General features: G+C 72.3%; 13 protein-coding genes. 9 read left to right on the top strand and 4 right to left on the bottom strand.

The window, feature by feature from the left end; translation table 11 throughout:
* Positions 1-751: 751 nt before the first annotated feature.
* On the bottom strand, positions 752-1,504 hold the full coding sequence (locus tag ACYVOO_RS08605) for a transcriptional regulator (protein WP_461015034.1): 753 nt from the start codon (positions 1,502-1,504) through the stop codon (positions 752-754).
* A gap of 69 nt (positions 1,505-1,573) precedes the next feature.
* On the opposite strand from ACYVOO_RS08605, the gene ACYVOO_RS08600 reads away from it, so the two are divergent.
* From ACYVOO_RS08600 to ACYVOO_RS08590, 3 genes are all read left to right on the top strand, one after another.
* Positions 1,574-2,278 carry a class I SAM-dependent methyltransferase gene (locus tag ACYVOO_RS08600; RefSeq protein ID WP_461015033.1) on the top strand — a complete coding sequence of 235 codons (705 nt, stop codon included), beginning with the start codon at positions 1,574-1,576 and terminating at the stop codon, positions 2,276-2,278.
* Positions 2,279-3,000: 722 nt separating this feature from the next.
* Positions 3,001-4,113: a methyltransferase domain-containing protein gene (locus tag ACYVOO_RS08595; protein WP_461015032.1), complete on the top strand. Its 1,113-nt coding sequence runs from the start codon at positions 3,001-3,003 to the stop codon at positions 4,111-4,113.
* 648 nt (positions 4,114-4,761) lie between these two features.
* Positions 4,762-5,106 carry a MerR family transcriptional regulator gene (locus tag ACYVOO_RS08590; protein ID WP_461015031.1) on the top strand — a complete coding sequence of 115 codons (345 nt, stop codon included), beginning with the start codon at positions 4,762-4,764 and terminating at the stop codon, positions 5,104-5,106.
* A 42-nt stretch (positions 5,107-5,148) separates the two neighbouring features.
* On the opposite strand, the gene ACYVOO_RS08585 is transcribed toward ACYVOO_RS08590, so the two are convergent.
* The 3 genes from ACYVOO_RS08585 to ACYVOO_RS08575 form a co-directional block, all read right to left on the bottom strand.
* Positions 5,149-5,898, bottom strand: coding sequence for an SDR family oxidoreductase (locus ACYVOO_RS08585; protein ID WP_461015030.1), 750 nt, complete (start codon positions 5,896-5,898; stop codon positions 5,149-5,151).
* Positions 5,899-5,904: 6 nt separating this feature from the next.
* A complete protein-coding gene (locus ACYVOO_RS08580; protein ID WP_461015029.1) occupies positions 5,905-6,357 on the bottom strand; it encodes an Rrf2 family transcriptional regulator in 453 nt (150 codons plus the stop codon).
* 93 nt (positions 6,358-6,450) lie between these two features.
* Positions 6,451-7,206 carry a GNAT family N-acetyltransferase gene (locus ACYVOO_RS08575; RefSeq protein WP_461015028.1) on the bottom strand — a complete coding sequence of 252 codons (756 nt, stop codon included), beginning with the start codon at positions 7,204-7,206 and terminating at the stop codon, positions 6,451-6,453.
* 237 nt (positions 7,207-7,443) lie between these two features.
* Between ACYVOO_RS08575 and ACYVOO_RS08570 the strand changes: the two genes are divergently transcribed.
* From ACYVOO_RS08570 to ACYVOO_RS08545, 6 genes are all read left to right on the top strand, one after another.
* Positions 7,444-8,196, top strand: coding sequence for an HNH endonuclease family protein (locus ACYVOO_RS08570; protein WP_461015035.1), 753 nt, complete (start codon positions 7,444-7,446; stop codon positions 8,194-8,196).
* Between the two features lie 198 nt (positions 8,197-8,394).
* Positions 8,395-9,060: a SurA N-terminal domain-containing protein gene (locus ACYVOO_RS08565; RefSeq protein ID WP_461015027.1), complete on the top strand. Its 666-nt coding sequence runs from the start codon at positions 8,395-8,397 to the stop codon at positions 9,058-9,060.
* A 130-nt stretch (positions 9,061-9,190) separates the two neighbouring features.
* Positions 9,191-10,258: a nucleoside triphosphate pyrophosphohydrolase gene (locus ACYVOO_RS08560; protein ID WP_461015026.1), complete on the top strand. Its 1,068-nt coding sequence runs from the start codon at positions 9,191-9,193 to the stop codon at positions 10,256-10,258.
* 268 nt (positions 10,259-10,526) lie between these two features.
* Positions 10,527-11,900 (top strand): tetratricopeptide repeat protein, encoded by a 1,374-nt coding sequence (locus ACYVOO_RS08555; RefSeq protein ID WP_461015025.1) that lies wholly within the window; start codon positions 10,527-10,529, stop codon positions 11,898-11,900.
* On the top strand, positions 11,843-13,999 hold the full coding sequence (locus ACYVOO_RS08550) for a polysaccharide pyruvyl transferase family protein (protein WP_461015024.1): 2,157 nt from the start codon (positions 11,843-11,845) through the stop codon (positions 13,997-13,999). The genes ACYVOO_RS08555 and ACYVOO_RS08550 overlap by 58 nt, the downstream gene beginning before the upstream one ends.
* 104 nt (positions 14,000-14,103) lie before the next feature.
* On the top strand, positions 14,104-14,466 hold the full coding sequence (locus ACYVOO_RS08545) for a DUF6479 family protein (RefSeq protein WP_453346310.1): 363 nt from the start codon (positions 14,104-14,106) through the stop codon (positions 14,464-14,466).
* Positions 14,467-14,738: the final 272 nt, after the last annotated feature.

Below are 14,738 nucleotides of genomic sequence, written 5' to 3'. Positions count from 1 at the left end.
GGCCGCCCCAGCGTCCGGTGAACGCCCAGGTGAGCGGCCTAGTGCGAGGCCCATTTCGACCTCGCACCTTAAAGCACAAGCTCAGTCTGCTCGTTCGCGAAGGCACCGCAGCGGATGCGGTGCTGGTGCAGGTCGTCGAGTCGGGGTCGGGTTCTGGGGCTGCTCTACACGGGGTCGATGACACGTGGGGCGCTGCGAGCCCACCTCCACACCGGCCCGCAGCACTACCCCCGCTTGTGCGGGGACCACATCATCGAGTCGAGCAGGGCGATGTACTGCTCCGGACCACCCCCGCCTGCGCGGGGACCACACGCGCTCCTGTCACATCGAGACGGAGGAGGACGGACCACCCCCGCCTGCGCGGGGAGCGCCCCTTCCTGACCTGCACTCTCTCAGGCGCTTTGCCGAGGTGTGACCGTCAGGGTCTCGTTGCGGACCATGTCTGACCTCAAGTCCTCCCTGTCAGCGCGAATGACAGTTCCCGAGGGGGCAGGATACGGAAATCCGCCTGCTGCCGTCGGCCGATGACGCACCGTACCCACACACACTGGAGGAGCCGAGGCCGAGGTGGGGGAACTGGTCGTGCGGATCGGCCTGCTGGGCCGGTGAGGCGGTGAGCCGTTCTCGGGGCACCGGCACCGGAGCTGGCTACAGCGCTGCGCTCCTCGCCCACCGCTGCGGCGATCACCAAGTGGTCAGCGTCGAACACGACCCCATCTCGCCAACACCGCCCGTTTCAGGGGAAGCAGGTTCAGACAATCCGTGTCACGGCGGTGTGCAGCTCGCGCACGCCAGGGGTGCGTGGGTGTCGCTCGGCCAGTACGTGGACGATGCCGCGGATCGCGGGCCGGTCGCGGACCTCTCCGGGGCTGGCCCGGTAGGCGTCCAGCAGGGAGCGGGCGGCCTGTTCGGGGCGCTGCCATGCCCACCAGGCCCGTGCCATGTCGGTGCCCATGCGAGCGCGCCGCTCCGCCGTGGGGAACTGCTCGGCGCGCAAGTTTTTCCCGGCTTCCAGGGCGGCACCCGCATCGCCGAGGGCCCAGCGGATACCGACGGCGTACAGGTCGACGACGGCTGGGGAGATACTGAACAACCGTCCCGGTGGCGCGACGAGCGGCAGGTGGCGCGCGGCGCGGCGAGCTTCCTCGGTCATCGCCAGAGCCTTGGCGCGCTGCCCGCCACGAGCGGCGGTGTAGGCGAGGGTGCACAGCATCTGCGCGTAGGCGGCGGACGCGGCGTCGGTGCGCAGACCGGTCTCCTCCACACGGGCGGCGGCCGAGGTCATGATGCGCTGAGCGGCGGTGTGCTGGTCCTGGTGGCGCCGTACGATTGCCGATTCGCGGGCGGCGGCGGCGGCTGCGAGCGGGGAGCCGGAGACCTCGGCCCAGGTGCGCGTGCGCGCACGTTCCGCGGTGACTCCGGCGCGGGTGTGAAACCCGAGCTTGACCAATACGGCGGAGGCGAGGCTGTAGAGAGAGGAGAGCCGGGCCCGTCCGAATCGCACCGGACGGGCTCGGCCACGCTCGGGTGAGATCCCGCAGAAGCGCCCTGCAGCCCCGGCACGCCCGCCAGGATGGGGCGGGTGACAACCGCCTCCCCAGACCTCTGGCACCACTACGGTCGCATCCGCGCCACCCGCGACCGCGCCGTCCCCGACACCTTCCGCTGGACCTGGAGCCAGGAGGATGGTCCCGGCGCCGAGGCCCTCGGCGACCTGGGCGGACGGGTCGTGGGTGACCTCGGCTCCGGAACCGCCCGGCACGCCGCCCACCTCGCCGTCCACCACCGGCCCGCCCGCGTCGACGCGATCGACGCCTCACCAGCGCAGCACGCCATGGCCACCGGCCTGTACGGCCACCTCGCGCCTCGCCTGCGCTTCGCGAACGCGGACGTCGTGTACCACCTGCGCACCTCACCCGGCGTGTACGACGTCCTGTACAGCGTCTTCGGCGCCCTCGACTTCACCGACCCGCGGGAACTGCTGCCCGCCGCATCCGCCGCACTGCGCCCCGGGGGACGGCTGGTCTTCTCTTCTCTCGCCCACTACCTGGGCGGCACGGCCGCTCAACCTGACGTCGTCCCCGCCGACATCCCGGTCAAGACACCGGACGGAGAAGCGACCACGATGCGCCGCTGGGTACTCCAAGCGCGCGTATGGAACAAGCTGCTCGACGAATCCGGACTCACGCGGATCGACATCGCCCTGTTCCCGGCCACCGAGGACGGACCACGCACCGCCGACACACTGCTGGTCACAGCCACCCGCCCGGAAACCTGAACTCGACCCCTGAGGAGGACCACCCCCGCCTGCGCGGGGACCACCCGCCCAAGTCGACCATGTTCCGGCCGAGGATCGGACCACCCCCGCCTGCGCGGGGAGCACCATGGCCACACCCGCCAGCCCAAGGGCCGGGACCACCCCCGCCTGCGCGGGGAGCACGAACCGGCCGAAGTGTCGGCGATGAGGGCGGCGGGACCACCCCCGCCTGCGCGGGGAGCACCTTCCTGGCCTGCGCTCCCTCAAGCGCTTTGCCGAGTCGTGACCTCCAGGGCCTTATTGCGGACCATGTCTGACCTCAAGCCCTCCCTGTCAGCGCGAATGACAGTTCCCGAGGGGCCAGGGTACGGAAATCCGTCTGCTGCCGTCCGTCGATGACGCACCGCGCCCACGCACCACGAAGTCGAGGTCGACGTGGGGGATCCGGTTGCCTGGGCCGGGGAAGTGGTGAGCCGTTCTGGGGGAGCCGGTGAGGAAAGGCGCGCCACAGTGCTGGGAGGCGGCCGAAGAGGCCCCGAGTATGCGCCGGTTCCGCGCCGCCCCGGCACCACCGTGACCCGCCCGCGCACCCTCCCGTTGCCCCCACCGGACGACACCGGCAACGCCGAGCAGAAGGAGGCGGTCGTGGGCAAGCACAGCGGCAAACAGGACCCCGCCGAAAAGGACGGCCACAAGCCGGAACGGCCCATCCCGCCACCCGACCCCAAACGGCCGGAGAAGAAGTGACCCCCCTGGCCGACACCCTCCAGGCGTCAGGGGAAATCGACCCCACCTGGCACAACACCTTCGCCGCCATCGACCGGGCCGCATTCCTGCCCGACCGCATCTGGCTCCCCGACGCCGACGGCCGCTACCGGCCCATCGACCGGACCCAACACCCGGACACCTGGCACACCGCCGCCCAAGCAGACGAACCCGTCGTCACCCACCTCGACACCAGCACCGGAACACAGATCCCCACCAGCTCCGCCAGCAAGCCCACTGTCGTCGCCCGCATGCTCGCCGCCCTCGATCCCCAACCCGGTCACCGGATCCTCGAAGCGGGCACCGGCGCCGGCTACAACACCGCACTCCTCGCCCACCGCTGCGGTGACCACCGAGTGGTCAGCGTCGAATACGACCCCCGTCTCGCCGACGCCGCCCGCCACGCACTCCAGGCCGCCGGACACAGCCCGCTGATCGTCACCGGCGACGCCGCCGACGGCCACCCCGACCGCGCCCCCTACGACCGGATCATCGTCACCTACGCACTCCCCGCCATCCCGCCCCCACTACTCCGACAACTCGCCCCCGACGGCATCCTCGTCACCCCTTACGGCACCGGCCTCTACAACGGAGTCCTGCTCCGCCTCACCGCCACCGGTCACGGCGCCGCGTCAGGCCCCGTCATCGACGACACCGCCTTCATGTGGGACCGCGCCACCCCCATCCAGCGGGACGTCATGGCCATCGTCCACACCCACCCCGGCGGCACCACCTCCCGTACACACCTTGACCCCCGCGCCGTCCTCGGCGACCGCGACGCCGCCTTCAACGCGGGCATCCACCACCCCGGCATCCGCTACAACATCGGCCGCCCCGACAACGACTCCGGCGAATTCACCCTGTGGCTCGCCCACCCCGCCACCAACTCCTGGGCAGCCGTCGACTACGAACCAGGCACCGCCGAATTCGACGTCGAGCAACACGGCCCCCGCCACCTGTGGAACGAGATCGCCGACGCCCACCACTGGTGGACCAACAACGATTCCCCACCACGCACCCGCTACGGCCTCACCGCCACCCCACACAGCCACCACTTCTGGCTCGACACCTCACGCAACGTGATCCAGTAGCGGGAACCGTGCACGGCCAAAACCTGCCACGTCACCTGCTGCGGCACTGGGTGCGGCACTGGGTGCGGGCTCGTGCCCTCGCACAGGGCTTCCATCCCGTGGAGGCACCTTTTCCCCCATGTGGGTGGGAGAACTCCGACCACCAGGGCTGACGAAAATCTACTGTGGCTGAGGTAGACATTGGCGCATGCCGGGGCTAGTGTTTTCCCCGTAGCCAAGAAGTCGAAGAGGACACGGCAGAGACGAACTGCCGTGTGAGCAGTACCAGCAAGATGCGGAACGGCAGTGGAGTGGCGGGGCCGGAAGTGGTGGGTCCCCTCGCTGGCTGCCGGGCCGGGTGGCCCCAGGGGTCGCCGCGTGCAGTACCCGCAGAGTCCAGCAGTACGACCGAGTAACCCGAATGAAGTAAAGGAGCAGACGCCATCAGGATCGCCCGGGCGAGGCAGAGCACCGCTCGGGTACCGCAGGCCCCGGATTGGAAGGTGGTCCCCGGTCACGCAGCCGCGATCCCCGCGCCTCCGCCCTCCCAGGCGGACCAGCGGAATACGAAGGCCGGTGCAGTAAGCCGGTAGATGGTGTTGAAAGCTCGGGGCCCGGGTGCCAGTACGGCACCCGGGCCCCTCGACGTGCCCGCGAAAGAAGAGGTCTATGCCCCCTCGCAGCACCCGCAGTACCCGACGTACCCGCCCCGTCGATCTCCTCAACGACGAGGACTATCCCGCCTACACCATGGGCCGGGCCGCCGAAATGCTCGGCGCCACCCCCGCCTTCCTCCGCGCCCTCGGCGAACACCGCCTGATCACACCCCTGCGCTCCGAAGGCGGCCACCGTCGCTACTCCCGCTACCAGCTGCGCATTGCCGCCCGCGCCCGCGAACTCGTCGACGCCGGGACGCCCGTCGAAGCCGCCTGCCGCATCGTCATCCTTGAGGACCAGCTCGAGGAAGCGCAGCGCATCAACGAACAACTTCGCACCGGCGACGCCGCCTTCTGAGCGGCCCCGTGCCGGCGGGCGGGCGGGCGGGCGGGCGGGCGGTCAGATCTGGTTGAGGCCGCCGTCGACGAAGAGTTCGGTACCGGTGACGAAACTGCTCTGGTCGCCGGCGAGGAAGAGCGCCGCGGCGGCTGCCTCGTCCGGGTGGCCCATGCGGCCCAGGGGAACCTGGCTCGCGAAGTGCTCCCACAGCTTGGCCGCCTCATCGGCGTTTGGGGCGAGGCCGGCGTTGCCGGGTGTGGTGATGGGCCCGGGGACGAGGGTGTTGACGCGGATCTTGCGGTGCCTCAGCTCATTGGCCCAGGTCCGGGAAAAGGAGCGGATGGCCGCCTTGGACGCGGCATAGACGCCGAACGCTTCGCCGCCGGAACCCGCCGAGGTGGAGCCGGTGAGGATCACCGAGGCTCCGTCGTTCAGCAGGGGAAGCGCCTTTTGGACGGTGAAGAGGGTGCCCCTCACATTGGTGCCGAAGGTGGCGTCGAAGTGCTCTTCGGTGACCTGCTCCAGGGTGGAGAATTCGCCACCGCCGGCGTTGGCGAAGAGCACGTCCACGCGTCGCCCCTGGTCGGCGACGGCGGCGTAGAGCCGGTCGATATCGGCGAGGTCGGACACGTCGCCCCGGACGCCGGTGGCGTTCGGACCGATCTCGGAGAGTGCGGTGTCAAGGGCCTCCTGCCGCCGCCCGGTAATGAACACATGCGCGCCCTCGGCGGCGAATCGCTTGGCGCTGGCCAATCCGATTCCGCTGTTGCCGCCGGTGACGACGGCGGTCTTTCCGTCAAGTTGCCCCATGGCAGATCAATGCTCCAGTTCTGAGGAGTCAGGGCCGGCCAGGACATCCCTGAGTACGTCGGCCAGCGTGATGTGCTGCAACTCGGCGCGAACGGCTTCCTCGACGCGTGCGTACGCGTGACGCATCACGGGCCGGATGCCGGAGCCGATCGGGCAGTCGAGATTGGGTTCGGAGCGGTGCACGGCGAACAACGGCGCGGGCTCGATCGCCTCGTACACGTCCCGCAGGGTCATGTCCTCCAGCGGTCTGGCGAGTACCCACCCCGCCTCGGCGCCGCGTCGGGAGCGCACAAGCCCGGCATCGCGCATCCGGCCGAGCAGCCGCCGGATCACGACGGGGTTGGTGTTGACGCTCCCCGCGATCCTCTCGGACGTCGCGACGCCCTCTTCGTGCCGACGGTGCAGCTCGATCCACGTCAGCGCGTGCGCCGCCACGGTGAGCTGGCTGTTGCCCGCCACGTGACCACCTCCTTGGATGTAACGTTAATGGTTACATCGCGGCCCGTCAAAGAGTCGCCGGGCCCCCACAGCGCGCCCACACGGCGCGCCCCCTCACGGCACGTACACGTACGGCGTTGTCGTGGTCAGCGGGGTGAAGCCGAGGCGTTGGAGGATGGGGCGGCTCGTGGGGAGGGCGTCCGTTTGGAGGTAGGGGTAGCCGTGGGTGGCCGCGCGGCGGGCGCGGTGGGCGACCAGGGCGCGGTAGATGCCGCGGCCACGCCATGCCGGTACCGTGCCGCCGCCCCACAGGCTCGCGAAGTCCGTCCCCTCGTGCAGCTCCAGGCGTGCCGCGCTCACGGGACGCCCGTCGGCGGTGGACACGGCGACGGTCATGCCGACGGCCTCCGGTTCGTCGGCCAACTGCGCGCGCAACTGCTGCCGCAGCCGGTCCGCGCTCGTGCCGAACGCCGCCTCGTGGACGTCGGCCACGAGGTCGATGCCGGACGCGTCGGTGACCTCCCGCAGTTCGATCCCGTCCGGCGGCTCCGCGACGGCGGCCGGGCCCTCGGCGGGCGCCACCATCAGCGTCTCCTCGGGCTCGGCCGTGAATCCGGCGGCCCGCAGCCGTACGGACAGGTCGACGGGGGTGTCGTGCCCGTACAGCTTCCACTCGAACTCGCGGCCCCGCGCCGTGAACCAGTGCACCTGTTCCGCGATGGCCGCGTCCGCCGTCGTCTCGTCGAGCGCCGACCACACGACGCCGCACCAGCCGCCGTCCTCCCCGTCCTCGCGCCGCACCCGGCCCCCGGAGTCGTGGGCGCGGCGCATCTGGTCGTCGAACAGGGCGAGTACGGCGGCAGGGTCCATCCGCGCATTCCAGCACCGGCCGCCGGGGACACCAAGCGGTTTTCGGCGCGGACGGTCGGGGTCACGCGTGCGCACGGCCCGGGTCGATCGCCCCGCGCCGGCACCCGCACCGCCACCCCGCCCCGGCGACGGCAACGGGCACGGCAACTTCCGCCGCACGCCGGGTTAGCGTGGTCGCTCGGCTCCACCTCTCCGCCCACCATCTCCGACGGGATACCGCTCGTGCCACGTCACCCCATAGCCGTCCCCCTCATCGCCGCGGTCCTGCTTCTCGCGGGCACGGCATGCGACGCCGTCGACGTGGACACGGACAAGGGCGAGAGCCAAGGCCAGGACCAGGGCCAGGGCGGCGACGGGCGTGCCGTCAGCCCGCTCGACAACCCCGACGGCACCGAGCCGGGCCTCGCACCCCTCACCTCCGACGCCGACAAGGCCGAGGCCCGCGACCTCATCGGCAAGGTGGAGACGAAGGGCCGCAGCCCCAAGACCGGTTACGAGCGGGACGAGTTCGGCTACGCGTGGAAGGACACCGTCGACGGCATACCGCTCGGCCGCAACGGCTGCGACACCCGCAACGACCTGCTCAAGCGCGACGGCGACGACGTCCGCTTCCGCTCCGGCTCCGACTGCGTCGTCGTCTCGCTGACCCTCGCCGACCCGTACACCGGCAAGTCCCTGGAGTGGCGCAAGCAGAACGCCACGTCGGTGCAGATCGACCACGTCGTCCCGCTCTCGTACGGCTGGCAGCTCGGCGCCGCGCGCTGGAACGAGAACAAGCGCGAGCAGCTCGCCAACGACCCGCTCAACCTCCTCCCCGTCGACGGTCCCGCCAACTCCGCCAAGCGCGACGCGGGCCCGGCCTCGTGGCTGCCCCCGTACAAGGGCATCCGCTGCGCGTATGTGACGCGCTTCGCGCAGGTCGCCGTCAAGTACGAGATGCCGGTGACCAGCGCGGACAAGCGGATGATGCTGACGCAGTGCGGGGGCTGAACGCGTCGTTCCGGGACGCGTAGTCCCTCGGCCGTTCCCTCCGGGGAGGTGGCGGCGGTACGCGACGCGGCGCGGATCGTTGGTCGAATCAGGGCCAATCAGTGTCGAATCAGTGGTCACGGCCACATCGACTGCCTAACATCGATCACCGCCAGGTCATGCACCGTCGCACGACGCTCGCCGCCGCCAGGAGGCCACATGCACAGCCACCGCAGAAGGTCCGCGCTCACCGTCTCCGCCGCCGCAGCGATCGTCGTCGCGGTCCCCTTGCTCAGCGCGTGCGGCAACGACGCGCACCCGGGCGCGGCGGCGGTCGTGAAGGGCGACCGGATCAGCGTGGCGGAGCTTCAGTCGCGGGTCGGTGCCGTACGGGACGCGCAGCGCGCCGCGCCCCAGAGCGAGCAGATGATCAAGAGCAGCGGTCAGCTCACCCGCGCCACCCTGGACGGGATGATCCGCGATCTGATCGTCAGCAAGGCGGCCGAGGAGTCCTCGGTCTCCGTCAGCCGACGCGAGGTCCAGGAGATGCGGGGCGCGCTGGCCCGGCAGGCGGGCGGCGAGAAGCAGATGAAGGCGATGCTGCTCCAGCAGCAGGCCATCGCGCCCGGCGAGATCAACGACCGCATCCGCATGCAGCTCGCCGTCGAGAAGATCGCCAAGGCGGAGGGGATCGATCCGCAGTCCCCGCAGGGCAGCGCGCAGCTGAACGAACGCTTCGCCAAGACCTCCAAGACGATGGCCGTCGACGTCAACCCGCGCTTCGGCAAGTGGGACACGAAGAAGGCCACGCTCGCCAACGCCGAGGACCCCTGGCTGCGCGACCTCTCCGGCAAGCAGGCGGAGCAGGCCCAGCAGCAGATGTGACGTGGCGGGGTGGGGGGCGGGTCCGGATGGTTCCGGGCCCGCGCCCGGCCCGGCCGCCCGGCCGCCCCACCCTGCGCCCCGCGCGGAAATCGGGGAGAGCGCGCGTCGGGCCGTGGGTTACGTTCGAGGAGTGAACGAATCCAGCTCCGGGACCGGCCCCGGCACCGGCCGCGTCGTCCTGCTCACCACCACTCACCGCGTCGCGCCCGGCCTGCTCTCCTGGCCCGCCTGGCAGGCGCTGCGCACCGCCCACCGCGTGCTGTGCGCCGACCCCGCACATCCGCAGCTCCCCTACGTGCGCGAGGCGGGCGTCCAGGTCGAGGCGGGCGAGCTGCCCTCGGCACGTGAGCTGGTGGACGAGTGCGCGGCGGCCGGGGGCACGGGGGGCACGGGGGGCGACGGGGGCGCGTACACCGTCGTCGTCATCGCGACGGCCGAGGGCGAACCACGGCTGACGGACGGGCTGGCGCGGCTCGCCGGTTCCGGGCGCGAGACGATGCCCGACCTGGAGCTGCTGCCCGGCTCCTACGACCTGCCGGGCGCCCGGCTCCTCGACCTCGTCCAGGTCATGGACCGCATCCGCGCGCAGTGCCCGTGGAGCGGGGCCCGTACGCACCAGGAGCTGGCGAAGTACGGCATCGAGGAGATCTTCGAACTCGTCGAGGCCATCGAGGAGGGGGACAGGGGCGCGCTCTGCGAGGAGCTGGGGGACGTGCTGCTCCAGGTCGTCTTCCACGCGCGCATCGCGCAGGAGGACCCGGACGAGCCGTTCGCCATCGACGACGTGGCCGGGGGCATCGTCGAGAAGCTGATCCACCGTCACCCGCACGTCTTCGGCGAGGAGGCCGCCGAGACCGCCGAGGACGTACGGGAGCACTGGCTGCGCACGAAGGCCGCCGAGAAGCAGCGGGACTCGGTGACGGAGGGGGTGCCCGTCGGGCAGCCCGCGCTGGCGCTCGCCGCGAAGCTGGCGGGACGGGCCCGTACGGCCGGTCTCGACGTGCCGCTCCCCGAGGGCACGGGGACGGGCGAGGACGCGGGTGCGGGGGAGGGCGCCGGGATCGGGTACGAACTGCTGGCCCTGGCAGTCCGCGCCCAGGCCCAGGGAACGGACCCGGAGGCGGCGCTGCGTGCCGCTGCCCGCGCCTACCGCGACGCGATCCGCGCGGCGGAGGGCCTGGAGGCGCTGAACGCCTGAGCGCCTGAGCGCTCCGGGGGACGGCGCGGCGCGGCGCGGGCCTGGCGGAACTGCGGGCGACGCTCTTCCGGTTCCGCAACTGTTCACCTCCCCGGCGCGCGGCCGTCATGTGTGACGGGCCGCGCGTGCGGCACAGTTCGGCATCCTGCCGCCGGATTCCGGATTGTGGAGAAGCATGGGGATGCGTCTGAGGTCGTGGCCAGCGCGGGCACGGGCACGGGCACCGTGGCCCTCGCGGTCGCGGCGCGCGCCGTGGGTCCTGCCCACCGTGTGCGTGCGGAGCTGCGCCGACTACGTCGCGGCCCTCGGCGAGGACACGGGCGAGGGCGCCGGTCCCGGTGCGGCGAGGCAGGGGCGCGTACGGCTCGCCGCCTCGCTCGGCACGCTGCTCGGCGTCAACGCGGAGGCGGGGGCGGGCGGCCCGCACATTGATCGACCCGCTCGGCCCGTCGAGGACCGTCTGCTCGAAGCGCTGCTCCAGAGTGGGAGCAGTGCTCTCGAAGTGGGCGGGGAGCGCGAGTTGGCGCTGGCCGTCGACCTCGCCGACGCCGCACTCGGCCTGCGCGCCCGCTCACGCGGCGCCTGGCGCCTGCGCGCCCGTGCGCTGGAGTCCCTGGGCAGGGGAGAGCAGGCGGTCGGCGCCTACGAGCGGTACCTCGAACTGGCCGACGGCGACAGCGCCCGCGCCGCCACTCTCCGACTGGGCACCCTGCGCGAACGCCGCGACTGCCTCGCGGAGGCGGTACGCCTGGTGGGTGGGGGTGCGGGCGCGGGTGCGGACTCGGGCGCGGACACGGGTGCCGCCGTGGTCGGGGAGCGGGACCGCGCCTTCACCGGGGCCGTCGCGGACGAGGCACCGCCCGACCGCGTACGTGCCGCCTTCACGGCCTGCGTCAGCGCCCGGCTCCATGAACACGGCGCCTCCGAGCCCGCCGTGCGACGGCTCTCCGCGCTCTACGGCACGTACTGCCGCCTCACGGAGCAGGACCGGATGGCCGACCCGCTGCTCGGCGGCGGCGAACCCCTCGGCGTCGGCGACCTGCGCAACCTCATAGCGGGCCGGACCGTGTGCGTGGTCTCCAACGCGGCGCGGGTCGCGGCCAGCGGCATGGGGGACGAGATAGACGCGTACGGGGTGGTGGTCCGCATCGACGCCTTCGGCGCACCGGGTCCGACGGGTACGCCGTCGAGCGCGTCGGACACGTCGGACACGTCGGACACGTCGGACACGTCGAGTACGTCGCGCACCTCGGGCGCGGGGCGGCGCACGGATGTGCACGCGGTCTTCCACCGGCACGACTTCGGGCACAGCCCCCAGGTGGAGACCCGGCTCGTCTTCGGCGACCCGGGCGACGCCTGGCAGCGCGCCGTGCGGCGGATGGTGCCCGGCGCGCAGCGCTACGTGGGCGACGCGTCGCTGCGCCGCCCCGTCGCCGACCCGGCCCTGGTCGGGGAGAGCGGCTGGGGGGCCAACCCCACGACGGGGTTCACGGTGCTGCGGCTGCTCGACTTCCTCGACGTCAGCCCGCGCATCGATCTGATCGGGTTCGCGCTGCCGGGGCAGTTGCGCACGGAGGAACGGAGATGGGTGATGGAGCGCGCGCGGAGCGGCAGCACGGGACTGAGGACGGCGCTGCGGTGACCGCGCACTCCCACGGGGCCTCTCTTTCCGGTCCTTCCGGGTACGTCGGCAAGCGACGGATCGCCTTCGCGGCGGACGGTGAAACGGACCGGCCGTCCACGCTCCCCGCACTGCTGCGCGGCCTCGCGCTGTCCCACCCCGGGGTGTGCGAGGACTTCCTCGTCCCCTACGACGACGGCACCGACCCCGGCTCCGCGCTCGACGCCGCGACGCACAGCCTGCACCCGCGCCTCGTCCCCGTACCGGCACCCGTGCCCCTGCCGGACACGGTCTCGTCGGACCCGTGGGAAGCCGTCCGCACGGAACGCGGCTACGACACCCTCATCGTCCTGGACCCCGCCGCGCCCGTGCCCGGCGACCTGGGCCCGCTCCTCCGCGCGCGCGGCACGGTCCACCACCCAGGGCCTGACGAGCAAGGGCCTGAGCCCATCGACGTCGCGCCCACCGACGTCGACGCGTTCCGCGCCGCCTACTGCGCGCTGCCCGAAGGCTCCCGCCACCCGGAACTCTTCGAGCACTTCGCCCGCCCCCTCCTCGCCGTGCCCCGGCCCCCGGTCAACCTCACCCGCGAACTCGCCCTCGTCCTGTACGGGCAGGGCCGCTACGAGGAGGCGGTGGGGCTGCTGGAGCGGGTCGCCGACCGGGTGCAGGCCGACCAGCCGCGCTTCCACGAGACGTTCGGCGCCGCGCTCATGGCCGTATCCCGCTACGACGAGGCCGAGACCCATCTGCTGCTGGCCACGGCGGCACCGCACGTCGCCGCCTCGGCCTTCGCGCGGCTCGCCCAGTCGGCGTGGCTGCGCGGGCGGGACGCGAGCGCGCGTACGTACGCGCGCGACGGCCTGGACGCCGAGCCGGGCAACCGCGCGTGCCGCGCCCTCCTGCTGCGCGCCGAGGCCACCCCGTCGGCCCACTCCGACTCCCTACGTGTGGGCGAACAGTTGGCGCACGTGGCCCTCTACTCCACGGGCCAGGAGAACGCGGGGGACAAGGTGCTGCCCGAGTCGGTGCGCATGTGCTTCGGCGTCGACACGGGTCCGGAGCGGTGGCTGTCCGTACCCGTGCACCGGCTCTTCGGCGAGGAGGAGCTGGAGCGGGTCAACGCCCGTCGTGGCCTGGTCATCGGGGGCGGCGGCCTCTTCCTCCCCGACACCTGGCCCAACGGCAACAGCGCCTGGCAGTGGAACGTCACCGACGAGACGATCGCGCGCATCACCGTGCCGGTCGCGGTGTTCGCTGTCGGCTACAACGTCTTCGACGGGCAGTCGTTCGGCGGCCCGGACTCCGCCTCGGGCCCGGAATCGGCCTCTTGGCGCGAGCGGCGGTTCCGGGAGAGCCTGCGGGCCTTGGTGGAACGCTCCGCCTTCTTCGGGCTGCGCAACCACGGCTCCGTGGAGCGGGTACGCGAACTGCTGCCCGCGCGCCTGCGGGACCGCGTCCGCTTCCAGCCGTGCCCGACGACCGTCGCCCGCCATCTGATCCCCGGCTGGCGCGAGCCCGAGTCCCGCCCGGCCGACGGCTCCGGCTCCGGCTCCGGCCTCGGCCCCGTCCTCCTCAACTGCGCCTACGACCGCGCCGGCCTGCGCTTCGGCCACGACTACGGGCAGTTCCTGGAGCAGATGGCCCACGCGGTGCGGAGGCTGGGGCGTCGCGCGCAGGTGCGGTACGCGGCGCACATGCCCGCCGACGAGCGGTTCGTACGGGACCTGCGGCGCGAGCACGGGATCACGCTGCCCGTCGACCCGCTCTACGACGCGTCGAACCGGGAGATCTACGACGTGTACGCGCGCGCCGCGCTCGTGATCGGCATGCGCGGGCACGCCACGATGATCCCGTTCGGCTGCGGTACGCCCGTGCTCAGCCTCGTCTCGCACCCGAAGATGGCGTACTTCCTCGCCGACATCGGACGCCCGGAGTGGGGCCTTTCGGTGCACCGCTCCGATCTCGGAGCGGTGCTCTCGGAGCGGGGCACCGCTCTGCTTTCGGAGCATGCCGCCGCCGTCGCCGACGTCCGCGAGCGCCAGGACGCGCTCTGGAAGGTCACCCAGGAGAACCTCGCCGAGCTGCGGACGGTCTTCGGGGGCGGCGGTACGTCCTGACGGCGCGTCCGGGTTCGCGCGCGTCGCGGCCCCTCGGAGGGGGCCATTGGAGGGGCGGGGAAGGGTGGCGCGCATAAGTGTCCGACAGTGGGCACTCGGGACCCATGAATACGTCGTATGTCCAGCTCGCCGTCGCCCGGGACCTGCTCGTCGGCATCGCGCCCTTCGCCGTCGGTCTCGTGGTCGTCGTCGCGCTGATCCTGGCGGTGGCGTACGGGATCAGGCTGCGCAGCCGGGGCGACTCCCGCCCCTCGGGCCCCGTTCCGCCCCACCCCGACGAGCCGGTGGTCTACGAGAGCGGGCGCCGCGAGCCCGACGAGATCCCCCGCGACGGCGGTCGGCTGCTCCCGCACGAGCTGAAGGAGTACGGCAACACGGGCAGCAGGCCCGCCGAGGACGACGAGGCGCCCAAGTGGAGCGAGGGCAGCAGCGGCGGCTTCGGCAGCGGAGGGCCGGGCCGCACGTGACGCCTTACGCCTCCGGCCACGGTCGGCCCCTCGGCGCGCGCCGGCCTTGGGGCGGGGAGCCCCTGGCCGCTGACCGGGACCGGGCGCTTCTGCCGGTGGCCGGGCGCTCCTGAGCGGGCCTGTCCGGCCTGTCTGGGCGTGCTGGCGCACGCTCGCCTTGGGGCGGGGCGCCTTTGAGCGCTGACCGAGGCGGGTGCTTCTGCCGGTGGCCGGGCGCCCCTGAGCGGGCCTGTCCGGCCTGTCTGGGCGTGCTGGCGCACGCTCGCCTTGGG

It is taken from the genome of Streptomyces daliensis, from assembly GCF_054782395.1.
Note: the sequence above shows the minus strand (reverse complement) of the source record. Positions and strands in the feature narration are given on the sequence as shown.